Annotated in this window: 23 protein-coding genes; 13 read left to right on the top strand and 10 right to left on the bottom strand. The window is 73.0% G+C overall.

Going from position 1 to position 23845, the window contains the following annotated elements; all coding sequences use genetic code 11:
* Positions 1–2 precede the first annotated feature (2 nt).
* Together ACIRC0_RS26410 and ACIRC0_RS26405 are read right to left on the bottom strand one after the other, a co-directional pair.
* Entirely contained in the window at positions 3–380 is a 378-nt protein-coding gene (locus tag ACIRC0_RS26410) for an anti-sigma factor antagonist (RefSeq protein WP_403620130.1), read from the bottom strand.
* A gap of 155 nt (positions 381–535) precedes the next feature.
* Complete coding sequence (locus ACIRC0_RS26405; protein WP_403620127.1) at positions 536–964, bottom strand: MarR family winged helix-turn-helix transcriptional regulator; 429 nt, start codon at positions 962–964, stop codon at positions 536–538.
* A 108-nt stretch (positions 965–1072) separates the two neighbouring features.
* Between ACIRC0_RS26405 and ACIRC0_RS26400 the strand changes: the two genes are divergently transcribed.
* Positions 1073–2530 (top strand): aldehyde dehydrogenase family protein, encoded by a 1458-nt coding sequence (locus tag ACIRC0_RS26400; protein WP_403620124.1) that lies wholly within the window; start codon positions 1073–1075, stop codon positions 2528–2530.
* Between the two features lie 25 nt (positions 2531–2555).
* Positions 2556–3662, top strand: coding sequence for an NAD(P)-dependent alcohol dehydrogenase (locus tag ACIRC0_RS26395; RefSeq protein WP_403620121.1), 1107 nt, complete (start codon positions 2556–2558; stop codon positions 3660–3662).
* 150 nt (positions 3663–3812) lie between these two features.
* Here the strand turns inward: ACIRC0_RS26395 and ACIRC0_RS26390 are convergent, their stop codons facing one another.
* Both ACIRC0_RS26390 and ACIRC0_RS26385 read right to left on the bottom strand, forming a co-directional pair.
* Entirely contained in the window at positions 3813–5444 is a 1632-nt protein-coding gene (locus tag ACIRC0_RS26390) for an amidohydrolase (protein WP_403620118.1), read from the bottom strand.
* A gap of 30 nt (positions 5445–5474) precedes the next feature.
* On the bottom strand, positions 5475–6977 hold the full coding sequence (locus ACIRC0_RS26385; RefSeq protein ID WP_403620115.1) for an APC family permease: 1503 nt from the start codon (positions 6975–6977) through the stop codon (positions 5475–5477).
* Between the two features lie 175 nt (positions 6978–7152).
* Between ACIRC0_RS26385 and ACIRC0_RS26380 the strand changes: the two genes are divergently transcribed.
* A complete protein-coding gene (locus tag ACIRC0_RS26380) occupies positions 7153–7878 on the top strand; it encodes a helix-turn-helix domain-containing protein (RefSeq protein ID WP_403620112.1) in 726 nt (241 codons plus the stop codon).
* A 90-nt stretch (positions 7879–7968) separates the two neighbouring features.
* The gene (locus ACIRC0_RS26375; RefSeq protein WP_403620109.1) at positions 7969–8361 is read left to right on the top strand and encodes a VOC family protein; all 393 of its coding nucleotides are present in this window, start codon (positions 7969–7971) and stop codon (positions 8359–8361) included.
* A 323-nt stretch (positions 8362–8684) separates the two neighbouring features.
* Here the strand turns inward: ACIRC0_RS26375 and ACIRC0_RS26370 are convergent, their stop codons facing one another.
* The gene (locus tag ACIRC0_RS26370) at positions 8685–8990 is read right to left on the bottom strand and encodes a DUF4235 domain-containing protein (protein ID WP_103843591.1); all 306 of its coding nucleotides are present in this window, start codon (positions 8988–8990) and stop codon (positions 8685–8687) included.
* Positions 8991–9049: 59 nt separating this feature from the next.
* Positions 9050–10075, bottom strand: a complete 1026-nt coding sequence (locus ACIRC0_RS26365; RefSeq protein WP_403620105.1) for a glutathione S-transferase family protein — start codon at positions 10073–10075, stop codon at positions 9050–9052.
* Between the two features lie 229 nt (positions 10076–10304).
* On the opposite strand from ACIRC0_RS26365, the gene ACIRC0_RS26360 reads away from it, so the two are divergent.
* Both ACIRC0_RS26360 and ACIRC0_RS26355 read left to right on the top strand, forming a co-directional pair.
* Complete coding sequence (locus ACIRC0_RS26360) at positions 10305–11249, top strand: cation diffusion facilitator family transporter (protein ID WP_403620102.1); 945 nt, start codon at positions 10305–10307, stop codon at positions 11247–11249.
* 138 nt (positions 11250–11387) lie between these two features.
* Entirely contained in the window at positions 11388–13724 is a 2337-nt protein-coding gene (locus ACIRC0_RS26355; protein ID WP_403620099.1) for a SpoIIE family protein phosphatase, read from the top strand.
* A 73-nt stretch (positions 13725–13797) separates the two neighbouring features.
* Here ACIRC0_RS26355 and ACIRC0_RS26350 read toward each other — a convergent pair whose 3' ends face one another.
* Both ACIRC0_RS26350 and ACIRC0_RS26345 read right to left on the bottom strand, forming a co-directional pair.
* On the bottom strand, positions 13798–14244 hold the full coding sequence (locus ACIRC0_RS26350) for a nitroreductase family deazaflavin-dependent oxidoreductase (RefSeq protein ID WP_403620096.1): 447 nt from the start codon (positions 14242–14244) through the stop codon (positions 13798–13800).
* Positions 14245–14359: 115 nt separating this feature from the next.
* Positions 14360–14992, bottom strand: a complete 633-nt coding sequence (locus tag ACIRC0_RS26345; protein WP_403620093.1) for a LysE family transporter — start codon at positions 14990–14992, stop codon at positions 14360–14362.
* 260 nt (positions 14993–15252) lie between these two features.
* Between ACIRC0_RS26345 and ACIRC0_RS26340 the strand changes: the two genes are divergently transcribed.
* Together ACIRC0_RS26340 and ACIRC0_RS26335 are read left to right on the top strand one after the other, a co-directional pair.
* Positions 15253–16461 carry a cytochrome P450 gene (locus ACIRC0_RS26340; RefSeq protein ID WP_403620090.1) on the top strand — a complete coding sequence of 403 codons (1209 nt, stop codon included), beginning with the start codon at positions 15253–15255 and terminating at the stop codon, positions 16459–16461.
* Between the two features lie 12 nt (positions 16462–16473).
* Positions 16474–16683, top strand: a complete 210-nt coding sequence (locus ACIRC0_RS26335; RefSeq protein ID WP_403620087.1) for a ferredoxin — start codon at positions 16474–16476, stop codon at positions 16681–16683.
* 24 nt (positions 16684–16707) lie between these two features.
* Here the strand turns inward: ACIRC0_RS26335 and ACIRC0_RS26330 are convergent, their stop codons facing one another.
* Positions 16708–17601, bottom strand: coding sequence for a sigma-70 family RNA polymerase sigma factor (locus tag ACIRC0_RS26330; RefSeq protein WP_403620084.1), 894 nt, complete (start codon positions 17599–17601; stop codon positions 16708–16710).
* 73 nt (positions 17602–17674) lie between these two features.
* Here ACIRC0_RS26330 and ACIRC0_RS26325 point away from each other — a divergent pair, with 73 nt between their 5' ends.
* The 3 genes from ACIRC0_RS26325 to ACIRC0_RS26315 are packed head-to-tail and all read left to right on the top strand — an operon-like array spanning position 17675 to position 19867.
* Positions 17675–18397: an FMN-dependent NADH-azoreductase gene (locus ACIRC0_RS26325; protein WP_403620082.1), complete on the top strand. Its 723-nt coding sequence runs from the start codon at positions 17675–17677 to the stop codon at positions 18395–18397.
* The gene (locus ACIRC0_RS26320) at positions 18394–18927 is read left to right on the top strand and encodes a flavoprotein (protein WP_403620079.1); all 534 of its coding nucleotides are present in this window, start codon (positions 18394–18396) and stop codon (positions 18925–18927) included. The genes ACIRC0_RS26325 and ACIRC0_RS26320 overlap by 4 nt, the downstream gene beginning before the upstream one ends.
* A 52-nt stretch (positions 18928–18979) precedes the next feature.
* A complete protein-coding gene (locus ACIRC0_RS26315) occupies positions 18980–19867 on the top strand; it encodes an alpha/beta fold hydrolase (RefSeq protein ID WP_403620076.1) in 888 nt (295 codons plus the stop codon).
* A gap of 9 nt (positions 19868–19876) precedes the next feature.
* Here the strand turns inward: ACIRC0_RS26315 and ACIRC0_RS26310 are convergent, their stop codons facing one another.
* Entirely contained in the window at positions 19877–20671 is a 795-nt protein-coding gene (locus tag ACIRC0_RS26310) for a phytanoyl-CoA dioxygenase family protein (protein ID WP_403620073.1), read from the bottom strand.
* Between the two features lie 63 nt (positions 20672–20734).
* On the opposite strand from ACIRC0_RS26310, the gene ACIRC0_RS26305 reads away from it, so the two are divergent.
* Positions 20735–21637, top strand: a complete 903-nt coding sequence (locus tag ACIRC0_RS26305; RefSeq protein ID WP_403620071.1) for a helix-turn-helix domain-containing protein — start codon at positions 20735–20737, stop codon at positions 21635–21637.
* Between the two features lie 348 nt (positions 21638–21985).
* Complete coding sequence (locus ACIRC0_RS26300; RefSeq protein ID WP_403620069.1) at positions 21986–23728, top strand: ricin-type beta-trefoil lectin domain protein; 1743 nt, start codon at positions 21986–21988, stop codon at positions 23726–23728.
* Positions 23729–23845 lie beyond the last annotated feature (117 nt).

Raw genomic sequence — 23845 nt, 5'->3', positions numbered from 1 at the left:
GGCTACAGGGATCCGGCGGACTCCGACTCGCCCAGGATCTCCTCGAGCGACGCCGCGGGCGGCAGCACGGCCGCCAGCCCGGTCAGGCGCAGGATGCGCAGGGTCAGCGGATGGGTGCACACCAGATGCAGTGTGCCGCCCCGCGCGAGCACGCGGCGCCGGGCCCGGTACAGCAGGCGCAGCCCGGAGCAGTCGAAGAACTCCACCGGACGCAGGTCGATGACGATGCGCGGGGCGCGCCGGATCGTCGCGGAGTCCAGGAACGGGATGATCTCCACCGCGGCGAGGATGTCGATCTCGCCGTGGAACTCCAGCACCGTGTGACCGCGGTCCCGGTGGATGCGCAGGTGCCGGGTGAGCGGTGCAGGATCCTGCCCCACGTCGACATCCCCTCCCCCCGCCAACTCCTCGCGCCAGCCTGCAACTTACCCTCGGTAGAGTGAATTTGAGCATGTTCGATTGACATATGTCTTCGAATTGAGGGCGAGTCGCCGGTGAAGGTCGCGGCGGGGACGCTCGTTCGGTCGCGGCGGACCTACGACAACGCGTGCCAGGCCTTCGACAGCGCCTGACGGAACTGGTCGGCCTGGTGGGACGTGAGGTCGCGGACCATCCGCTCCTCCAGCTCCCGCACCGGACCGGCGACCCGCGCCAGCAGTTCGCGCCCGGTGTCGGTCAGCAGGATCAGCAGTTCCCGGCGGTTGCGCGGATTGCGCTCCCGTCGCACCAGGCCGCGGCTCTCCAGTGACCGTACGAGATCGGCCATGGACTGTGCGGTGACGAACGAGTCGCGGGCCAGCTGGGCCGCCGACAGCCCGTCGTGGCGCTCCAGGACGGTGAGGGCCGTGTACTGCAGGGCTGTGATGCCCTCGGGCCTGACCAGCTCGTCCAGGTGCGAGCGCACCACGAGTTCCACCTGCTTGACCATGTAGAGCAACGATGGGCGTGTCTGTGTACCGACCATGCGTGCACCCTAGACCATTGACAGGAAACCTGTCCGTAATCAGACTGCGGACCAACAGGAATCCTGTTTGTTGAACTTTTGGCGATCACCAACGCTGGGGAGTGGGCCATGACCACCACCTTCGACACCGATCCCGGGCAGCTGTTCATCGGCGGCCAGTGGCGCGAGGCCGCGGACGGCGCCCGCATGGATGTCATCGACCCGTCCACCGGCCAGGTGATCACGACCGTCGCCGAGGCGGCCGCCTCCGACGTCGACGCCGCCGTACGCGCGGCCCGGGAGGCCTTCGACTCCGGGCCGTGGCCCCGGATGAGCGGCCGTGAGCGCGGACGCGTGCTGCACCGCGTCGCGGAGCTGATCCGCGCCAACGCCGAAGAGATCGCCGCCCTGGAGAGCCTGGACGTCGGCAAGCCGATCTCGCTGTGCGGCGCCGTGGACGTCACGAACGCGGCCAACGACTACGAGTACTACGCCTCCCTCGCACAGAGCCAGGACGGCGCGACCCGCGACACCCCCCTGGGCGCCTTCGCCTACACCCGGCGCGAGCCGCTCGGCGTGGTCGCGGCCATCACGCCCTTCAACTTCCCGCTGATCCTCTCCGGTTCCAAGCTCGCCCCCGCCCTCGCGGCCGGCAACACCGTGGTGCACAAGCCCGCCGAGGAGACCCCGCTCAGCGCCCTGTACATGGCACGCCTGCTGGCGCAGGCCGGTGTGCCCGACGGCGTGGTCAACGTCGTCACCGGCACGGGCCCGGTGGCGGGCGAGGCACTGCTGCGCAACCCCGGCGTCGACAAGGTCGCCTTCACCGGTTCCACCGCGGTCGGCCGGCACGTGGCGAGCGTGGCGGGCGGAGGGCTCAAGACCGTGATGATGGAGCTGGGCGGCAACGCCGCGCACGTCGTCTTCGAGGACGCCGACCTCGAGAAGGCGATCGGCGCGATCATCAAGGGCTTCGTCTTCAACACCGGCCAGTTCTGCATGGCCGGACCCCGGCTGCTGGTCGCCCGGCCGGTGCACGACACCGTGGTCGGCATCCTCGCGGAGGCGGTCGCCCAGGTGCCCGTCGGCGACCCGCGCGATCCGGGCACCGTCGTCGGGCCGATGGCGGGGGAGAAGCACCTGAAGAAGGTCGAGGAGTACGTCGAACTGGCCCGCAAGGAGGGCGCCCGGATCGTCGTCGGCGGTGAACGGCTCGACCTGGGCGGCGGCTACTACTACAAGCCGACCGTGATCACCGGCCTGTCCAACGACTCCCGGGTCGTCCAGGAGGAGATCTTCGGCCCCGTCCTCACCGTGCAGCCCTTCGACTCCGAGGACGAGGCGGTGGCACTGGCCAACTCCACGCCGTACGGCCTGGCTTCGGGCGTGCAGACCACCAACCTGGCCCGCGCCCACCGCGTCGCCGGGCGGCTGCAGGCCGGCATCGTCTGGATCAACGACTGGGCCATGCTCGACCCCGCGCTCCCCTTCGGCGGCGTCAAGGACTCCGGCTTCGGCCGCGAGTACGGGCCCGAGGCCCTCGCCGCCTACACCAAGGTCAAGTCCGTCCTCGTCTCGCTCGACTGAGCGACCGCGCAAAGGAGTTCACCGCATGACCACCACCACACGCGCCGCCGTGGTCGAGTCCGGGGGAGCGCCCTTCACGCTCTCCGAGGTGGAACTCGACGACCCGGGCCCGGGCGAGGCCCTGGTCCGCATGGTCGCCACCGGCCTGTGCCACACCGACCTCGGCGTGGCGAGCGGCGGACTGCCGTTCCCGCTGCCCGGCGTCCTCGGCCACGAGGGGGCCGGCGTCGTCGAGGCCGTCGGACCGGATGTGACGGGCGTCGAGCCCGGTGACCACGTCGTGCTGTCCTTCACCTCCTGCGGCGGCTGCCGCAACTGCCGCGACGGGCACCCGGCGTACTGCGCCACCTGGCTGCCGCTGAACCTGATCGGCGGCCGCCGCGCCGACGGCACCAGCACCATCAGCCGCGACGGCACCCCCCTGGGCGGCCACTTCTTCGGCCAGTCCTCCTTCGCCGAACGGGCCCTGGTGGACGAGCGCAGCCTGGTCAAGGTCGACCCGGAGGTGCCGCTCGCCTCCATCGCCCCGCTCGGCTGCGGGGTGCAGACCGGGGTCGGCGCCGTGTGGAACGTGCTCAGGCCCCGCGCGGGCAGCACGCTCGTCGTCCTCGGCGCCGGAGCGGTGGGCCTGTCGGCGGTGATGGCCGCCGCCCTCACCCCCGCCGCCAGGATCATCGCCGTCGACCGGGTCGCCGAACGCCTCGCCCTGGCCAAGGAACTGGGCGCCACGCACACCGTCAACGCGTCCGAGGCCGACCTCGCAGAAGCGCTCGCGCTGCTGACCGACGGCCAGGGAGCCGACGGCGTCGTCGAGACCACCGGCAGCGTGGCCGTGCTGCGCCAGGGCGCCGACGCGCTGGCCGCCCGCGGCACCCTGGTCGTCGTCGGCGCCCCGCCCTTCGGCACCGAAGTCGCCCTGGACGTCAACGGCTTGCTGCCCGGCAAGCAGATCGTGGGCATCACCCTGGGGGACAGCGAGACCCAGACCTTCATCCCGGCCCTCGTCCAGCTGGTCAAGGAGGGGCGGCTCCCGCTGGACCGCCTGATCGGCACCTATCCGTTCGCGGAGATCGACCAGGCGGTGCGGGACATGAGCGCCGGCAAGACGATCAAGCCCGTGCTCACCTTCTGAGCGGGCGCCGTCGGTCCACGGGCAGCACCGGCATGTCCGTGGTCCGGCCGGTGCCGCCGGGCGCGTGCGCCTCGGCGGCACCGGCCGCCCGGAACGTCCACGGCGGACGGTTCCGGGCGGCCCGCTGACACTCCAACCCCCGGGCGGCCCTCAGGCGTCCGGCGCCGCGTACACGCACGCGCCCCCGACATAGGTGAGCGCCACCCGCGTTTCGCCGATCGCCTCGGGCGGCCCGGCGTACGGGTCGCGGTCCAGCACCACCAGGTCCGCCAGCGCGCCCGGACACACGGTCCCGGTGTCGTCCAGATGGTTCACGTACGCCGACCCCGCCGTGTACGCCGTCAGCGCGTCCGTGAGGCCGATGCGCTCCTCGGGCAGGAACGCCGGACGCGAGCCGCCGGGAAGCACCCGGTTGACGGCGACATGGACGCCCTGCAGCGGATCGGGGCTGCTCACCGGCCAGTCGCTGCCCGCCGCCAGGGTCGCCCCGGCCCGCAGCAGCGCCCCGAACGGATACTGCCGGGCGGCCCGTTCGGGGCCGAGGAACGGGATCGTCAGCTCGTCCATCTGCGGCTCGTGCGCCGCCCACAGCGGCTGGATGTTCGCCGTCGCGCCGAGCTGCGCGAAGCGGGGCACGTCGTCGGGGTGCACGATCTGCAGATGCGCCAGATGCGGCCGGGTGTCGCTCGGCCCGTTGGCCTTGCGGGCCGCCTCGACGGCGTCCAGCGCGTCCCGTACGGCCCGGTCGCCCAGCGCGTGGAAGTGGCACTGGAAGCCCAGCGCGTCCAGCTCGGTGACGTACGACGGCAGCCGCTCCGGGTCGACGAAGCTGGTGCCCCGGTTGGCGGTGGCGCAGCCGCAGGCGTCCAGGTACGGGTCGAGGAGCGCCGCCGTGCCGGTCTCGGCGACCCCGTCCAGCATCAGCTTGACGCTTCCCGCGCGGAACCTGCCGTGGCTCGACGCGGCCCGTCGCTCGACGAGTTCGGGTATCTGCTCGGCGCCGCGACCGCGGTCCCACCACAGGGCACCGACGACCCGCGCGGTCAGCGAACCCTCGCGGGCGGCGGTCAGATAGGCGTCGGACGGGTCGTCCATGCCCAGGAAGTCGCCGACGAGCGCGTCCTGCCAGGCCGTGACGCCGAGCGCGTGCAGATGCCGCTGGGCGTGCAGCAGCGCGGCGAGCCGGTCGCCCGCGGTGGCCGCGGGCGTGAGCCGGCCGACGTACCGCATCGCCCCTTCCTGGAGCATGCCCGAGGGCTCCCCGGACGCGTCGCGCTCGATCCGCCCGTCGGCCGGGTCCGGAGTGTCCCGGGTGACCCCCGCACGCTCCAGGGCCCGGCTGTTGACCCAGGCGCCGTGATGGTCGCGGTTGGGCAGGTACACCGGCCGGTCCGGGACGACCGCGTCGAGCAGTTCCCGGGTCGGGGCACCGCCCTCGAAGGCCTCCATGGACCAGCCCCCACCGGTGATCCACTCCCGGTCGGGGTGCGCCTCGGCGTACGCCCGTACCGCGGCGACGGTCTCCTCGGCGGTCTTCGTCCAGGTGAGATCGCACTGGGCCATCTCCAGGCCGGCGGGCACCGGATGGATGTGCGCGTCCTGGAAGCCGGGCAGCAGCAGCCGTCCGGCGAGGTCGACGACCTCGGTCCTCGTACCGGTCAGTTCCCGTGCAGCGGTGTCGCCGACGGCGGCGATCCGGTCGCCCACGACCGCGACCGAGGTGGTGACGGGCCCGTCGGGGGTGAGGACGGGACCGCCGGTGAAGAGGAGATCGGCCTGCATGGTGTCCGTTTCTTGACGAGGGGACGGTGATCAGCTGTGGGTGGCGAGGAGCTGGGGCGCGTCGGCGTCCGTGCCGTGCCCCGTGCGGAAGTACGGCGATCTGCGCACCCACTTGGCCCAGGCCGCCGCCACGAAGCCGGAGGCCACCATCAGCGTGGGCATCAGCAGCAGGAACCAGCCGTTGTCCGCGCGGAGCGCGAGGTGGTCGGTGGAGGTGTAGAAGGACCAGCCGAGGTAGCCGCCGAGCCCGAGCAGCGCGAGCGCGCTCAGCGCGGGCAGCACCACCGCCCGGATCCCCTGCCGCCAGTCCTGTCGCAGCAGCCCCCGGAAGCGGGCGGCCGCCGCGAGCGCGGTGAGTGCGTAGGAGAGCGAGACCACGATGCCCACCGCGTTGACCGTCGCCAGGATCATGTCGGAGAGGCGGGGGATGACCAGCGACAGCGCGGCGACCGCGGCGGCCAGCCCGCCGATCAGCAGCGTTCCGGCGGCCGGCGTCCCGTAGCGCGGGCTGACCTTCGCCCACACCGTCCCCAGCGTCCGGTCCCGGCTCATCGCGAACATGGCGCGCGCCGTCGGGATCACCCCCGCCTGCAGCGAGGCCACCGCCGAGAACATCAGCGCCACCAGTGGCAGCGCGGCCAGCGGCTGGGAGGCCAGCCGGTCGCCGAAGTACGCCAGGCCCTGCGGGCCGTGACCCGCCAACTCCTGCTGCGAGAGCACCCGTTGGAAGGCGACCGAGCCGAGCAGGAACAAGGCGAGCATGGTCAGCAGCGTGGTGATCCCGGCGCGGGAGGCGTCCCGCGCGTCGCGCACCTCCTCGTTCACGCTGAACGCCGCCTCGAAGCCCCAGTAGCAGAACACCGACAGCAGCAGCCCCTGTGCGAGCGCCGACGCCGACGGGATGGCGAACGGGTCGAACCAGCTCAGCCGGAACGGGTGCGGGCCGGTGACGATGCCGTAGCCGCAGAAGCCCAGCAGGACCGCGTACTCGAAGACGAGCAGCCCGCTCTGCAGCCGGGCCGCGGTGCGCACACCGGTGACGGCGGTCAGGGTGACCACGACCAGGACCACCAGGCCCACCGCCGTCGTCTGCGCGGTCGAACCCGGGTCGAGGGCCAGCCCGGCGACCCGGTGCAGACCGGCCTCCCCGGCCAGTTGCAGCACCGCCGAACCCGTCACGGCCGTGGTGTAGGCGAGGAACGCCACCGTGGCCACGATGTTCACCCAGCCGACCAGGAAGCCCAGCCAGGGCGTGAGCGAACGGCCCACCCACACATAGCCGTTGCCGGCGTTGGGCTCCACACGGTTCAGCCGGGAGTAGGCGCCCGCGATGCCCAGGATCGGCAGGAAGGCGAGCAGCATGATGGCCGGCAGATGCAGCCCCACCACACCGGCCGTCACCCCGAGCCCGATGCCGATACTGGTGGTGGCCGCCGTGCTGGAGGCGGCGATGGCGACGCCGTCCACGACGCCCAGAGACTTGCGGAGGGAGGGTTGCGCGGGCGGGGCCGCGCCATAGGGGGTCCGTGTCATGACGGGCTCCGATCGCACCAGGGGGCCGGAATGAGCCCCGGTGACCGGAAATGAAACTGCTCGGGGCCTTAACAGGTCAACGCTGTTGACATAAGGTGCCCGCACCCGGACCGAAGGGCCGCCGCCGGGCCCGCGCGGGCCGTCGGCCGCCCCTGGACAGCAGTCGGGAGAGCCCATGACCGACCGAGTGGTTCCACCCGCAGCGCGCCGGCGCAGGCGCCCCACCAAGACCGGTGTCGTCCTGACCGAGGAGCTCATCATCGACACCGCGATGCGGCTGCTGAAGGAACACGGCGCCGACGCCCTCACCGTGCGCCGCCTCGGCCGCGCCCTCGGCGCCGACCCCACCGCGCTGTACCGGTACTTCCGGGACACCGACGACCTGCTACTCGCCATCGCCGACGAACTCATCGGCCGGACGCTGCGCGTATGGCGCCCCACCGGACAGTGGCGCGCCGACCTGTGGGACCTGGGACTGCGCATGCACGCCGGGGCGCTCGCCCATCCGCAGGCGTCCGTGCTCAGCGCCTACCGGGTGACCGGCCGGGTGCACGAGATCGAGGCCGTGGAGACGATCCTCGGGGTACTGCGCGGGGCCGGGTTCCCGGACCGCGAGGCCGTACGGATCTACCACGCGTTCGTCGACCAGGCGCTGGCCTTCGCCGCCCTCGACGCGGCGAACGCGTCCCTTCCGCGCACGGCCCGCGAGGCGGAGACGGAGGTGTGGAGCGCCACCTACGCCCGGCTGCCCGCCGAGACGCACCCGAACATCGCGGCGACGGCCCGCCATCTCGTCGCCGACATGCGTCACGGCTCCTATCCGGTCGCGCTCGGCCTGCTGCTGTCCGCGGCGGCGGCGCGGCTGGCGGAGGTCAAGAGGCCCGCCGGCGCCGGGGGGTGAGCGGGTCGTGACGGACTGAAAACGGGGGCTGCGGATACCCGGGAGCGTATGCGGGCGGGCACGGGCCCGCCCGCGCCCCGAGGAGGAAGCATGCCCACGGTACTGGCGGGCGTCGTGGTCCTGGACTGCGCCGAGCCCGAGAAACTCGCCGCGTTCTACAAGGACCTGCTCGGCGCCGAGGAGACCGACGCCACCGCGAACCGGGTGGAGATCCGCAGCGCCGACGGGTTCCGGATGGCGTTCCGCCGCGACGTCAACGCCACCCCGCCCAGCTGGCCCCGCCCCGAGAACTCCCTCCAGGTCCACCTCGACTTCCTGGCGCAGGACCTCGACGAGGCCGAGCGCAGGGTGGTCTCCCTGGGCGGGCGCCCGCTGGAGGCGAAAGAGGCGCCGGGCCCGTTCGAGGAACGTGGCTACGCCGACCCGGCCGGCCACTCCTTCACCCTGCGGCGCACGAGGGCCACGGCACCGAAACAGGGGTGAGGCGACGACGTCCGCGCGCCCGCCTGGCCGGGCACGGGCTCACCGGGGGTGAGACGCACAGGACCTGCCCGGGGGGACCTGCCCGGGGGGGGAGGGGGAGGGGCAGCGCCGCTCCTTACCGGCGATCGGGGGCGGGGGCGCTGCTGGGTGTCGGCGATCGGGGGCGGGGGCGCTGCTGGGTGTCGGCCCCGGGGGCGGGGGCGCTGCTCGGTGTCGGCCCCTGGGGACGGGGGGCGCTGCTCGGCCCCGGCGCCCGGGAGCCGGGCGTGCGACGCTCGGTCCCGGCGCCGGAGTGAGGTGCGTCCCGGCCCGTGCGTGGAGGTTCAGTCCCGGCCGCCCTTGTCCCCGCCCGGCCACACGCCCGTCGACCGTTCGATCGCCTTCGCCCCCGTCCGGTCCGCCAGGCTGCGCGCGACCGCGAACAGGGCGCCCTGGAGCGCCGCGGCGAGCAGCACCTCGCCCCAGCCGCGGTCCCGGTCCAGCGCGTCGGGCGCGTCGTCCTCGTGGCGTATCGCCTTCCATGTCGCCCGGAAGGCGTACCCCGCGAGGGCCCCGCTCGCCCAGCCGAGGGCGAACCCGACGGGCCGGTAGACGAGCGGGAGCTTCGGCTTCTTCTTGTCGTGGGCCACGTTTCCCTCCTTGTGTGTCCGTGTGTGTCCGTGCCCTGTGCGTACGTGCCCAGGTCGCCTCACGGCTGCCCGTCGGCCGGAACCCGCTCGCCCGCGGGCACCGGCCCCGGCGGCGTCCCGTCACCGAACGGGCGCCCGCCGAGGTCCTCCCGGCCGTGCGGCGTGAGCCAGCCGGCCAGGTCCGGTCCCAGCGGCACGATCCCGGTGGGATTGATGCCCGTGTGCACCTGGTAGTAGTGCCGCTTGATGTGGTCGAAGTCGACGGTGTCGCCGAAGCCGGGCGTCTGGAACAGATCGCGGGCGTACGCCCACAGCACCGGGTCCTCCGCCAGCTTCCAGCGGTTGCACTTGAAGTGACCGTGGTAGACGGCGTCGAAACGGACCAGCGTCGTGAACAGCCGGATGTCGGCCTCGGTGATCGTGTCACCGACCAGGTAGCGCTGGCCGGCCAGGCGCTCCGACAGCCACTCCAGCCGGCGGAACACATCCGTGCACGCCTCCTCGTACTCCTTCTGCTCGTGGGCGAAACCGGCCCGGTACACGCCGTTGTTGACGTCCTTGTACACGAGGCGCATCACGTCGTCGATCTCGTCGCGCAACCGCTCCGGGTAGAGGTCGGGGGCGCCGCTGCGGTGCAGGGACGTCCACTCGGTGGCCAGGTCCAGAGTGATCTGCTGGTAGTCGTTCGTGACCAGCCGGCCGCTCGGCACGTCCACGACCGCGGGCACGCTGACCCCGCCGGGGTACCCCGTCTCACGGGCGTCGTAGGCCTCGCTGAGGTAGCGGATGCCGAGCACGGGATCACGGCCGTCGGGGTCGAGGGTGAACCGCCAGCTGCGGTCGTCCTGGATGGGATCGGCGATGGCCAGCGACAGGGCGTCCTCGAGCCCCAGCAGCCGCCGCGAGATCACGGCCCGGCTCGCCCACGGGCAGGCCCGGCTGGCCACCAGCCGGTAGCGGCCGGCCTCCACCGGCCAGCCGTCGCGCCCATCAGCGGTGATGCGGTCGGCGAAGTGGCTCCTGGACCGCTTGAACTGCTTCTTCCCGTACGCGCTGTTGCTGTACTCGCTGTTGCCGTCGGTCATACGGCCCCTCCTCGCACCGGCGTCCGTCGCACGCCGCTCGGGTTCCCCGATTTGCGTCCCGACACCGTGTGAGAGACGCGGATGGGGGCAATCGGGCGAGGTGAGCGGGACATCCTCGGATACGGAACGGGACAGTACGGCAGTCACACGGACGCCCTCGGACGACGGGCCGCCGCGACACGAGCCGGAGCGGCGCGACGGGTCCTCGGACGGCAGCACGCGTGTCACGGTGCTCGTGGCGCTCGGCGCCAACCTGCTGATCGCCGTGGCCAAGGCCGTGGGAGGACTCCTCGCCGGCTCGCCGGCGCTGCTGTCGGAGGCGGCGCACTCCGTCGCGGACAGCCTGAACGAGATCTTCCTGCTGGCCGCGCTGCGCCGCAGTCGCCGCCCGGCCGACCGGCGCCACCCCTTCGGTTACGGCAAGGAACGGTTCTTCTGGTCGCTCCTCGCGGCCGTCGGCATCTTCGTCATGGGCGGCTGCTTCTCCTTCTTCCAGGGCTTCGAGGCGCTGAAGAGCGGCGCGGAGGAGTCGCACAGCGGCTATGTCGCCGGGCTCGTGGTGCTCGGGGTGGCGCTGGTGTCGGAGGGCGTCTCCCTGGTGCGGGCCCTGCACCAGGTGCGCCGGCAGCACGGCACGTCCCTGCGGGCGTTGCGGGACCCGGCGCTGCGGACGGTCCTCGCCGAGGACAGCACGGCGGTGCTGGGCGTGGTCCTCGCGATCGTCGGCATGGCGCTGCACATGGTCACCGGGCAGGTCGTGTGGGAGGCGTCCGCGTCGCTGGCGATCGGCGCGCTGCTCGTGTACGTCGCCTTCCGGCTCGGCCGTGACGCCCGCGACCAGCTGATCGGCCAGGCCGCCGATCCCGACCTCAGCCGCCGGATCCGGGAGCTGCTGCAGGCACAGTCCGAGATCGACAGCGTGGAGGCGCTGCAGACCATGCAGCTGGGCCTGGAGTCCATCCTGGTCGCCGCCCGGATCGACCTCGTCCCCGGCCTGGACAGCGAGGAGGTCGAGGACGTCGCGGTGCGCATCAAGCGCTCGCTCACCCGGGAGGTCCCCCAGGCCGACCAGATCTTCCTCGACATCACGGACGCCCCGACCCGCGCGGCGTCCCCGCACCCGGACACGCACGCGAAGAGCCCCGCCGCGACGGGGGAACACGGCGGGGCCTGAGGGACGGTTGCCCCGCGCGGAGCGCCTCATGCAGGTGAGTTCCGACGGGCCGCGCGCGTGCACCGTACGACCGCGGCCGCCGCGCCCGGTGCCCGGCGCCCGGTTGAGGCAACGCACCCCAGGGATCATTCTGAGAATATGGAGGAAGCCGCCGCTGCGGCGATCGTCGATGCCCGGGGCACGCTGACGGGATGGAGCGAGGGTGCCCGGCGGCTGACGGGATACACGGCCGAGGAGGTCGTGGGACGCGCCGCACAGGAGCTGCTCGCCGAGGACGTACCGCTGCCGGGGCTGACCGCCCTGACCGGCACCGCCGTCCTGCGCCACCGCGACGGCCATGCCGTCCCGCTGTGCCTGAGCGTGCACCCCGTGACGGGGGTGGACGGCTCCCCGCAGGGATTCGTGGTCACCACCGCGCCCGCCACGGCGGACTCGGCGCTGGTCGCCAGGGCTTTCCAGCAGGCGCCGGTCGCGATGTCCGTCTTCGACCTGGGGCAGCGCTACATCCGCGCCAACGACAGGGCCGGCGAGATCCTGCAGGTCGACGCGGACACGTTGACCGGGCGGTACCTGCCGGACACGGTGGCCGACGACGAGTCCGCCCGGCGCTTCCACAGCCAGCTGCGCCGGGTCGCCGAGACCGGGCTCCCCGTGCACTACGAGAGCTACACCCGCGCCCCGTCGGAGCGCCGGGAGCACGCCTGGACCATCGACATGTGGCCGGTGTGCGGCGCACCCGGCGAGATGACCGCGGTGGCCATGTCGGCCGTCGACAACAGTGAGCAGTACTGGGCGCGTCGGCGCCTGGTCCTGCTCAACGAGGCCGCCACCGTCATCGGCACCACGCTGGACGTGCCGCGCACCGCCGGGGAGCTGCTGGAGGTGGTCGTCCCCGGGTTCGCCGACTTCGCCAGTGTGGATCTGCTCGACTGGGTTCTCGGCGCGGAGGAACCGTTCGTTGAGGCGGAGGGAGACGTCGTCCTGCGCCGCATCGCCCACCGGTCGGTCACCGAGGGCACGCCCGAGGCGGCCGTCCGGCTGGGAGACGTCGACACCTACTCTCCCTTCTCGCCGCCCGCTCGGGCCCTGCGCGGGGGCCGCGCCGTGCTGCGCGGGGCCGGCGAACCCGACTTCGACCGCTGGGTGCAGGAGCGCAACGCCCGGGGGGTGGGCGACTCCGCGTACCGCAGGGACGCGCACTCCCTGGTGGCGGTGCCGCTGCGGGCCCGCGGCACCACCCTGGGCGTCGCGGTGCTCGTGCGCATCGTCAACCCCGACCCCTACGCCGCGGACGACGCCGTGCTCGCCGAGGAGCTGGCGAGCCGGGCGGCCGTCTGCGTCGACAACGCCCGCCGCTTCGCCCGCGAACGCGCGACCGCGCTCGCCCTGCAGCACAGCCTGCTGCCACGCGGCCTGCCAGGCCAGGCCGCGGTGGAGGTGGCCCACCGCTATCTGCCGTCCGGATCGCTGGCCGGAATCGGCGGTGACTGGTTCGACGTGATCCCGCTGTCCGGCAGCAGGGTCGCCCTCGTCGTCGGTGACGTCGTCGGGCACGGCATCCGCTCCTCGGCCACCATGGGCCGGCTGCGCACGGCCGTGCGGACCCTGGCCGACGTGGACCTGCCCCCCGACGAACTCCTCACCCACCTGGACGACCTGGTCATCCACCTGGCCACGGGCGAGGGCGGTGACGAGGTGGGCGAACTCGGCGCGACCTGCCTGTACGCGGTCTACGATCCCGTCACCCGCCGCCTGGCCCTGGCCGCCGCAGGACACCCCGCGCCGGCCGTCCTCGCCCCCGAGGGCACCGCCCGGCTCGTCACGATGTCAGCGGGTCCGCCGCTCGGCGTCGGCGGCCTCCCCTTCGAGGCGAGGGAGCTGGACCTGCCGGAGGGCTCGCTGATCGCCCTGTACACGGACGGGCTGATCGGCGAGGGCCGCGAGCGCGACCTGGACCACGGCACCACCGAGCTGTGCCGCGCCCTGCAGACCCCGAGCGGCTCCCTCGACGCGCTGTGCGACACGGTCCTGAAGTCGGTGCTGTCCGAGGAGCCCGGCGACGACGTGGCCCTGCTGCTGGCCCGCACCCGGGCCCTGGGCGCCGACCGGGTGGGCACCTGGGACGTTCCGCCCGACCCCGCGTCCGTGGCCACGGCCCGGCAGTACGCCGTCGACCGGCTCGCCGACTGGGGGCTGGACGAGGCCGGGTTCGTCACGGAACTCGTCGTCAGCGAACTGGTGACCAACGCGATCCGCTACGGCGGGCCCCCCATCCAGCTGAGGCTGATCAGGGACCGCTCACTGATCTGCGAGGTCTCCGACGGCAGTTCGACCTCACCGCATCTGCGTCGCGCGCACGCCTACGACGAGGGAGGCCGCGGTCTGCTTCTGGTCGCCCAGCTCACCCAGCGCTGGGGCAGTCGGCAGACCAGCGAGGGAAAGACGATATGGGCCGAACAGCCGCTGCCGGACTGACCGGCGGCCCGCACCGCGCTCGAGCCGCACGAGCCGCACGGGCGGGCGGCCGGTGCGGCTCGGCGCGATGGGGTCACTTCCCGGTCGGCTCCAGCACGAACACGGGGATCACCCGGTCGGTCTTCTTCTGGTAGTCGGCGTACGGCGGGTACGCGGCGACCGCCCGCTCCCACCACACCGCCTTCTCCTCGCCCGTCACCTCACGGGCCGTCATCTCCTGTCGCTGCGGCCCGTCCTGAAGCTCCACCGTGGGATGCTGCTTGAGGTTGTAGTACCAGACGGGGTGCTTGGGCGCGCCGCCCAGCGAGGCCACGACGGCGTACCGTCCCTCGTGTTCGACACGCATCACGGGAGTCTTGCGGATCTTGCCGGACTTGGCGCCGAGGGTGGTGAGGATGACCACCGGAAGCCCCGTGTCGAGCAGCGTCGTGCCCTTGGTGCCGCCCGAACTCTCGTACAGTTCGACCTGATCGCGCACCCACTGCTCCGGGCTGGGCTCGTACTCGCCCTCAAGAGGCATGGCTTCGTCCCATCGTCGTGTACGACTGCTGTCTCGTCCGCGGGGCCCGGACCCGTGCCCCGGGCCGCGGGCCACGCGGTTCACGATTCAACACCAGCCGCCCGCGGATTCATCCTCACCACGCGCCGGCCGGCATCCGGATCGCCAGTGCCGCGACGACCGCGCAGGAGACCAGCGCCGTCACCAGCCGGCCGCGCCGCCCGGTCAGTGCCCGGCCGAGCAGCGCGCCGCCGCCGGCCAGGAGCAGCTGCCAGCTCGCGGACGCGGCGAACGCCGCGAGCACGAACACCGCCTGGTCCACGATCCGTACGGTCTCCGTGATGCGGCTGCCGACCACCAGCGCGGCGAAGTAGACGACGGTGGTCGGGTTGAGCAGCGTGACGCCCAGCAGGCCGAGATACGCCCGCGCGGGACCCGGCGGCACCGCATCGGCCGTCGCGGCGGTCCCCGGCGAGCGGTACCGGCGCACAGCGCGGACGCCGCCGTGCACGGCGAGCGCGGCCAGCACCAGCGCCGCCGCCCAGCGCAGCGGGACCAGCACCGGCTGGAGCGCCGCGGCGAGAGCGCTGCCGCCGGCGGTCGCCACCAGGGCGTAGAGCCCGTCGGCGGTGGCGACACCGAGCGCGGCGCACGCTCCGGTCCGCAGGGACGTACGGGCGGTCAGGGACACCAGGTAGGTGCCGACCGCACCGACGGGAACCGCGATGCCGTAGCCCGCGACCAGGCCCGCGACGAGTGCGGCGGTCACGGCAGGTGAGTCACGGGCATCCGCGGCCGGCCGCACCGCTGCTGTCGCGCCCGTACCCCGCGAACGGCGGCGCAGGACGGCGGCAGAAAGGCTTCGGTGATCGGCATGCGCAGAGCCTGGACGACCGGCGGCGCACGGGCAAGCGAATTACTTTGGCCATATGCGGCGGCCGGCGCATCTGGCCGAACTTCGAGTGGCCCTGTAGGTGCCCGAGGCATCTAATGATGATCGGCAAAGGGAATCTTCGTGCGAGGTCATTCATGACGAAAACCGGTACGACCGTGTCAGAGCCCGTCGCCTTCCCCCAGGACCGCACCTGCCCCTATCATCCGCCCACCGCCTACGAGCCGCTCCGCTCGGCCCGGCCCCTGACCCGGGTCACCCTCTACGACGGCCGCGACGTGTGGGTGGTCACCGGGCACGCCACCGCCCGTGCGCTGCTCGCCGACCCGCGCCTGTCCTCCGACCGGACCCGGTCCGCCTTCCCCGCCGTCACCGCACGCTTCGCCGCCGCCCGCAACCGCAGGCTCGCCCTGCTCGGCGTCGACGACCCCGAGCACCGCGCTCAGCGCCGCATGCTGGTGCCGAGCTTCACGCTCAAGCGGGCCACGGCACTGCGCCCGCGCATCCAGGCCATCGTCGACCGGCTCCTGGACGCCATGGAGGCCGCGGGCCCGCCGGTCGAACTGGTGAGCGCCTTCGCGCTGCCGCTGCCGTCGATGGTGATCTGCGCGCTGCTCGGCGTGCCGTACGCCGACCACGACTTCTTCGAGGAGCAGTCGCGCAGGCTGCTGCGCGGCCCGTCCGTGGCCGACACCCAGGACGCCCGCGACCGGCTGAACACGTACTTCGAGGAGCTGATCGACCTCAAGCGCGAGGAACCGGGGGACGGACTGCTCGACGAGCTGATCCAGGAGCAACTGCGGGAGGGCGCCCTGGACCGGGACGAGTTGGTCTCCCTGGCCACGCTCCTGCTGGTCGCCGGGCACGAGACGACCGCCAACATGATCTCCCTCGGCACCTTCACCCTGCTGCACCACCCCGAACAGCTGGCCGAACTGCGCGCCGACCCGGGTCTGATGTCCGCCGCGGTGGAGGAGTTGCTGCGTTTCCTCTCCATCGCCGACGGGCTGGTGCGGGTGGCCACCGAGGACATCGAGATCGCGGGTACGAGGATCCGGGCCGACGAGGGCGTCCTTTTCTCCACGTCCGTCATCAACCGCGACACCACCGCCTTCCCCGAACCGGACACCCTCGACTGGCACCGTCCGGCCCGTCACCACGTCGCCTTCGGGTTCGGCATCCACCAGTGCCTCGGCCAGAACCTGGCGCGGGCCGAGCTGGAGATCGCCCTGCGCACCCTCTTCGACAGGCTGCCCGGACTGCGGCTCGCCGCCCCGGCGGAGGAGATCCCCTTCAAACCGGGCGACACGGTCCAGGGGATGCTGGAACTCCCCGTGAGCTGGTAGGAGGCTGCGGCCATGACCGACATCTCCATCTCCATCGACCCGGACGTCTGCATCGGCGCCGGCCAGTGCGCCCTGACCGCCCCCGCAGTCTTCACCCAGGACGACGACGGCTTCGGCCAGGTGCTGCCCGGCAAGGAGGACGGCGGCGGCGACCCCCTGGTGCGGGAGGCGGCGCGCGCCTGCCCGGTGGGCGCCATCACCGTCTCCGAGAAGGGAAGCTGACTCCTCACCGCCCCGTGATTCCCGTCACCGCCCCGTGATTCCCGTGTCGAGGACGGCGAGTGCGAGCCCGCGCAGCCGCACGGGATCGGCGATCGCCTCGTAGGAGGTGATCCTCCCGTCCTCGACCGTCACCTTCAGCACCAGGCGCAGTCGGCCGCACGGCGCCACCACGGCTCCCACGGCCCCGTCCACCAGCGCCACCTCGGCGAACCGGGCCCGCCCGCGCAGCAGCACCGTCTGCCCCGCCACGGCCCGCGCTCCGCGCAGCTCCGGCGCCCCGCCCGGCGGAAGCGCTGCGGCGTCGGCCCGCCGCACGACATCGGGCGCCAGCACCGCCAGCAGCCCGCTCAGGTCACCGCCGCGTGCCGCCGCGAGGAACGCCTCGACGACCCGGCGGTGCCCGTCCAGCTCGGCGGGCGGCGGCGCGGAGGTGCCGCGGACCTTGTGCCGGGCGCGGCTCGCGAGCTTCTTGGTGGTGACGGTCGAGCGGCCCACGACGGGCGCGATCTGCTCGAACGGCACGCCGAACGAGTCGTGCAGCACGAACGCCACCCGCTCGGCGGGGGAGAGCCGGTCGAGCACGACGAGCAGCGCCAGACCCACCGAGTCCGCGAGCAGCGCCTCCTCCTCGGGACCGGACGCCCCGCCGTCCGCCCCCACCTCGTCGGAGACCGGCTCGGGATCCTCGCGCCGGGACGCGCGCGAACGCAGCATGTCGAGACAGATCCGCGAGATCACGGTGCGCAGCCAGCCGGGCAGGTTCTCCACCTCGGCGGCGTCGGTCCTGGCCAGCCGCAGCCAGGTTTCCTGGACGGCGTCCTCCGCCTCACCGAGCGAACCGAGCATGCGGTACGCGACCGCCCGCAGCCGGCCGCGCTGCGCCTCGAACCGCTCGGCCAGCTCCTCCTGTCCACTCATCGGTCACCTTTCCCGGCCGTGCTCCGTCACCTACCTGACGTACCGAAACCCCAGGAAGTGACAGGAGACGACCATGGCCGACCCCCGACCCCGGCTGCTGCACCTGGACTCCAGCGCCGGCCCCGCCGCCGAGTCTCTCACCCGCCGGCTGACCACGCTGTTCGCGGACATCTGGCGCGACCGCCACGGCATCGACGGCTACCGCCACCGCGACCTCGCCGCCGACCCGGTGCCGCCGCTGGGCCCCGCCTACGTCGTCCTCGGCCGGCGCCTGGAGCGCCGCGGAGTCGTCCCACCCGAGGAGGTCGGCGCCCTCACCGGGACTCCGGACGAGCGGCGCGAGTGGGCGCTCACCCTGCCGCTGATCCGCGAACTGCGGGCCGCGGACACCGTGCTGCTCGGCGTGCCGATGTACAACTTCTCCGTGCCCGCCGCGCTCAAGGCGTGGATCGACCGGGTGACCTTCCCCGGCGCCTTCCTCGACCCGGGGACAGGCGGCAGCGCGCTTCACGGCACCCGGGTCGTGGTGGTCATGGCCCGCGGCGGGGCCTACGGGCCGGGCACGCCCCGCGCGGCCTTCGACTTCCAGCGGCCCTATCTGCGCGCCTGGTTCACGGACCACGGCGTGGCCGAGGAGAACCTCCACTTCGTGCAGGCCGAGATGGCCCTGGCCTCATTCGTCCCCCGCCTCGCCCGCTTCCGGGACCTGGCGGACTCCTCCCTCGCGGAGGCCCGGAAAGAACTGACCGATCTGGCCACCCGGCCGCCCGCCGTGATCACTAGGGTGCGGGCGTGACCCGACACGACAACAAACCCTTCCTCTACGTCGTCGTCTGCGCCGCCGGAGTCGCGCAGGACGTCCCCGAACTGATCACCGCCGCCCAGGACGGGGGCTGGGAGGTGGGCGTCATCGCCACCCCGCTCGCCCTCCGGTTCTTCGACACGGCCGCCGTCGAGGAGCGGACCGGCCGCCCCATCCGGTCCGCGTGGCGCGCCCCGGGCGACCCCCGGCCGTTCCCGGACCCCGACGCGGTCGTCGTGGCCCCCGCCACCTTCAACACGATCAACAAGTGGGCCGCCGGCATAGCCGACACCCTGGCCCTCGGCACCCTGTGCGAGGCGTACGGGCTCGGCGTCCCGATCGCCGTCCTGCCCTGCGTGAGCGAGGCGCTGGCGGCCCACCCCGCCTACCGCGCGAGCCTCGAACGGCTCACCGGTATGGGGGTGCGGTTCGGTGACCCGTACGCCGGAGAGGCGGCCGAGGACGGCACCAGCCCGCGGTTCCGCTGGCAGCGGGCCCTGGACCTCCTCACGCCGCGCCCCTGACGGGGGCCCGTTCACCAGGGCGTACGCCGACCCGACGCTCTACTGTCGTGCCATGACCGCAGACCGTATCGCGCTGGCCGTGCACGACCACGGGGGCGACGGGCCGCCCCTGCTGCTCCTGCACGGTGCCGGGCGCACGCTCGCCGACTGGGCGGCCGTGGCCCCCCTCCTCGTGGCCCGGCACCGCGTGCTCGCCGTCGACCTGCGCGGCCACGGCCTCTCGCCGGACGGACCCTGGCGCCTGCCCGAGGTGCTCGGCGACCTCGAGGAGGTCCTGACGGCGCACGGCATCCCGGACGCTCTTCCGGTCGGGCACTCCTTCGGCGGCATCCTCGCCGTGGTGTACGCGCTGGAGCACCAGGACGTCACCCCCGGGGCAGTGAACCTCGACGGGTTCGGCTGGGGACGCCCGGACCAGTACGTGGGCCTGGACCCGGACTATGTGGCCCAGCACCTCGCCCAGGTACGGGAGTTGAGCGCGGCCGGCCAGGGCAGGAAGCTGCCCCCGGACGGGGTCAAGGACCTCCTCGCCGAACAGCGCGCGATCTCCGAGCGCCTGGGCATCCCCTATGAACTGCTGGAGGCCGGCATCCGGCGGTCCGTGCGGGAGCGGGGTGACGGGGCCCTGGAGCTGCGGCCGGGACGGGAACAGGCGCTGCAGATGCTCGAGGTCATCGACTCGCTGGACCTGTTCGCCCTGTTCCGCAGGATGACCGCGCCGCTGCTCCTCGGCCGGGCCCAGCGGCAGGTGCCCTCCGTCCCCGGCCTTGACTGGTTCGATCCGATGATGCTCGCCTACGCCAGGGGGCTCGCCCGCGACCTGGCCGCCCTCACCGAGGAGCGGCCCAATGTGACCGTCGCCCCGATCGACGGCACGCACGCCATGCTGCTGGAGAACCCGCGGGCGGTCGCGGACGCCATCCTCGCCTTCACGTCCTGACCGTGGTGCTCAGTGCGGACCCACGGCGGCGAACTCCGTGCCGCAGGGGCCCGCGCCCTCGCTCTCGGGCAGCGCGACGGGTGTGCCGTCCATCGTCAGGGCGTCGTAGTAGCCGCCGATGCGCTCCGCGGAGCGGCCGACGTAGTGGCCGATGAAGGAGCGGCGGAAGCGGTCGGCGCTGCGGTTGGGCTGTGAGCCGTGCACCAGGCTGCCGTTGAAGAACAGCACGTCGCCGGGCTCCATCACGACGGGCACCGGTTCGAGGCCGGGCGGCGGCGGCACGTACTCACGGGCGAACGACAGCTCGATGTCCGCCTCCTCCGGGCAGAACAGGTCCATCCGGTGCGTGCCCGGCACCACCTCGAGGCCGCCGTTCTCCCGGTCGATCACGTCGCAGGCGATCCATGCGGCCACACAGGTGCCCGGCTCGACCCGCAGATAGAAGTTGTCCTGATGCAGCGCCTGACCCCGGGCGCCCGGCGGCTTGAAGTAGAACATGCTCTGCGCGGCCAGCACCTCCTCGCCCAGCAGCGTCTGGAGAATCTCCCCGAGCCTCGCGTCCAGCAGGAACCGCAGTGACAGCTCGCTGATGCGGTGCGGGTGCATGACGCGGGGGTGGACGTGCAGCGGATCGGCGGCCTCGTCCGCCGCGGACGCACGGGGCTCGAAGTGCCCCGGTACGGGTCCCGCGTCCTTCAGCGCCGTGAACTCGGCGCACAGGGCGTCGATCTCGGACCGGGAGAACAGCCCGCGCGCGACCGCGAACCCGTCCTCCTCGAACCCCTCCATGCCGGTGACTGCCATGGGCCCTCCCTTCTCAAGGGTCTGGTGTGTGCCTCACGCTAGGCGGGAGTACCTGTGGGGAGGATGCCTGTGCGTGCTGACGACTTGCCCGGGACTGCTGTCCCGGCCCCGCCGCCCGGCCTGGTGACGGTCGGACGCTTCGACCAGTCGCCGGGATACAACATCAACCGGCCACGGGGAGCCGACAGCTGGCTGTTCACCTGGACCACCGGCGGGCGGGGCACCCTGGGCCAGGGCGCCACCGGGGTGACGGCCGGTGACGGGGACCTGGTGGTGCTCGGGCCCGGGGTGCCGCACCGGTACGGGATCGCGCCCGGGGCCCGGCACTGGGCGTTCTGGTGGGTGCACTGCCAGGCACGGAGTTCCTGGGTCGGCCGGCTGGGGCCCCATGAGGTGGGTGACCGTCTCTACACGGTCGGCGCCGGACACGGGCGGGACCGTGTCGAGACGGCCTTCAGGCGCATGCTGGCAGACGCCCGCTGGGGCGGGCTCGGCACACCGCCCGAGCCGGTGCCGCCCGCCGACGGCGAGATCGCGGTCGCACACGGGACCGCCGCCCGCGAGCTGGCCCTGTGCTGCCTCGAGGAGATCGTCCTGCTCGCCACCGCCCGGGTGGGCCCGTCCTCCTCCGGAATCGACGAACGGATCCGCCTCGTCGAGGCGCTGATCGCGGCCGACCCGGCCGCGCCGCACACCGTGCGGTCCCTTGCCGAGGGCGTCTCCCTCTCCCCGTCCAGATTCGCACACCTTTTCACCGAGCAACTGGGCCACTCCCCGATGGCCGCCTTGCGCGAAGCCCGATTGCGGCATGCCGCCCGCCTCCTGGAAGCGACCGAACTCTCGGTCGAACGGGTCGCCGCCGCCTCCGGTTTCGGCAGCCCGTTCCACTTCAACCGCCTCTTCCGCCGGCGCTATGGAACACCGCCGGGCGCCTACCGGGCCGCACAACGGGGTTTCTCGGGCTGAATTCCGGCGCGGAGGGGCCGAGTGAGACAATTCACGGTTACCGGCGCCCAGTTGACTGACATTTGGTCAACAGGCCGTATGTCAAAGGTCGAACGGAAAAGTGAGGGAGTCTCTTGTTCGGGCTCGGCGACCTGTGCGAGGGTGTTCCTCGTCAGCGCGCGGACCATTGCTTTCACCGCGACGCACGCAGGCGCCGTCGATCCCCGCCCGCTCCACGAGAGCTGCCCCGGGCGGAGTTCGGCCTGCCGGACAAGCGTCCTGTGGACACCCCCGCGTGCTGTCGGCCGGGTCGTGCCTCCACTGGTATGTACTAAGAAACCCGCGTGGCTTTTTTGGAGGAACGTGGACGTGAAAGGTGGGGGCCCGCACCATTCCCCCGACCCCGTTCCGTCGTACGGCGTCACTGACGAACAGCTCGCCGCAGAACTGAAGAAGTCCGCCGGGAAGAGGCCCGTGCACCATCCGGTCGGCGAACTGCTCGACCGGCACTGGGAAGCCGCCTTCTCCTACGCCCGCCTGTGCACGGACGGCGCGCATCCCGCGGGAATGCTCACCACCGCCGCATTCACCCGGCTCTTCGAGGATTCCGCGCGCCAGGGCGGACCCACGGCGGCCTGGCGGCCCCAATTGCTGGTCGCCATACGGCGCCTTGCGGCCGAATGGGACACCGACCACCGGCGGGAGCTGCTGCACCCCCTCCTCCGCTCGGACCCCGCACTGGGCGAGCGTGCGGCGGCACGGCTGCTGCCGCCCGGAAACCGGCGGCTGGTCTCCCGCGCCTTCCCGAGGCTCGCCGAACCGGCCCGCTGCCTGCTGTGGCACATCGAGGTCGAACGTGAGGAACTCGCCGCTCCGGCAGCCCTGTTGGGGATCGACACAGGCGACGCCGAGGTGCGGCTCGAGCGGGCGCGCGAGCAGCTGCGCGAGGCGTGCCTCGACGTCCACCGCGAGTCCGCGCCCGACGAGGAGTGCCGCCGCTACGTCCGCCTGCTGGACGTCTCGCTGCGCCGGGAGAACCCCGTCCTCGACCCCGACCTGCGCCTGCACATGGACGGCTGCGCCCACTGCCACCATGCCGCCGAGCAACTGGAGGGCTTCCGCGCCCGGCTTCCGCTCCTCCTCGCCGAGGGCGTGCTCGGCTGGGGCGCACAGGCGTACCTCGACGCCGCCGCCGCACGCAGCCGGGCGGCCGAACCGGTGCCGGCAGCGCCCGTGGGCGGAGAGCCACTGGTCGACCCGGCCGACGCGGACCGGCGGTTCACCGCCGCCGAGCCGCCGGCCGATCCCGCCGACGCGTACCGGCGGTTCGCCCCCGCGCCTGAGCCACCTGCCGACGCCGAGTACCGGCCCGCCACGGACGCAGCCGGCAGCGACCCCGGACGTGGCACCCCGGCCGCCTCCGCCGGGTTCGGCTCCTGCTCCGCCGGCGCGCACAAGGCCCCCCGCCGCTCCCCGCAACGCCGGCAGCTCGTCCTCGCCGTGGCGACGGTGAGCGCGCTCATCCTGCTGCCGCTGGTGGTGTGGTCCGTCGCCCACTCCGGCGGCAGCGCCCCCGCCGGCACCGCTGCGCCGTCCGATGAGCCGAGCCCCGGAGCACGGGCGAGCGCCTCCGGATCGCCCTCCTGGGTCGGCGCCGCCGCCGAGGTGCCCACCGGTGCCTTCCGCGGGCGGCTGCGCAACCAGGACAGCGGGCTGTGCATCGGCCTGGACCGCAAGCAGGCGGTGGCCGGCGCCGAGGCCGTACTCGTCTCGTGCACCTCGTCCGCGACCCAGCAGTGGGCGTACGGGACGGATGGACTGCTGCGCAGTGGTGCCGCACCCGGACTGTGTCTCGACTCCCACCTCGGCTACTCGGTGCAGCTCGCCCCGTGCGCGGGACAGTCGCGGCCCGAGTCGAAGAACGTCCGCTACGACTTCACCGTGCAGGGCGCGATCGTCCCGCGCTGGAGCCAGGACCTGGCCCTGACCCCGGCATCGCCGGCCACCGGCGCGGGGCTCGTGGTCAAGCCGCGCACGCAGGACGGCACCCAGCGCTGGCTCACCGACACGCCGAACTCGCTGAGGATGCAGTCGGTCAAACTGGGGCAGTGAAGCCGAGACGGTCACGCCGGCGGCCCCGAGCGCCGCACCCTCCCGTACGACCACCCCCACGACTCACGGCTCCCCGAAGCCGGCTCCCACCCTCACCCGGCCCGCCCCGGGCACGAG

Origin of the sequence: Streptomyces sp. NPDC093984 (assembly GCF_044764595.1) — a bacterium.
Classification (GTDB): Bacteria; Actinomycetota; Actinomycetes; order Streptomycetales; family Streptomycetaceae; genus Streptomyces; species Streptomyces cynarae.
This window is presented reverse-complemented; position numbering and strand designations above follow the sequence as displayed.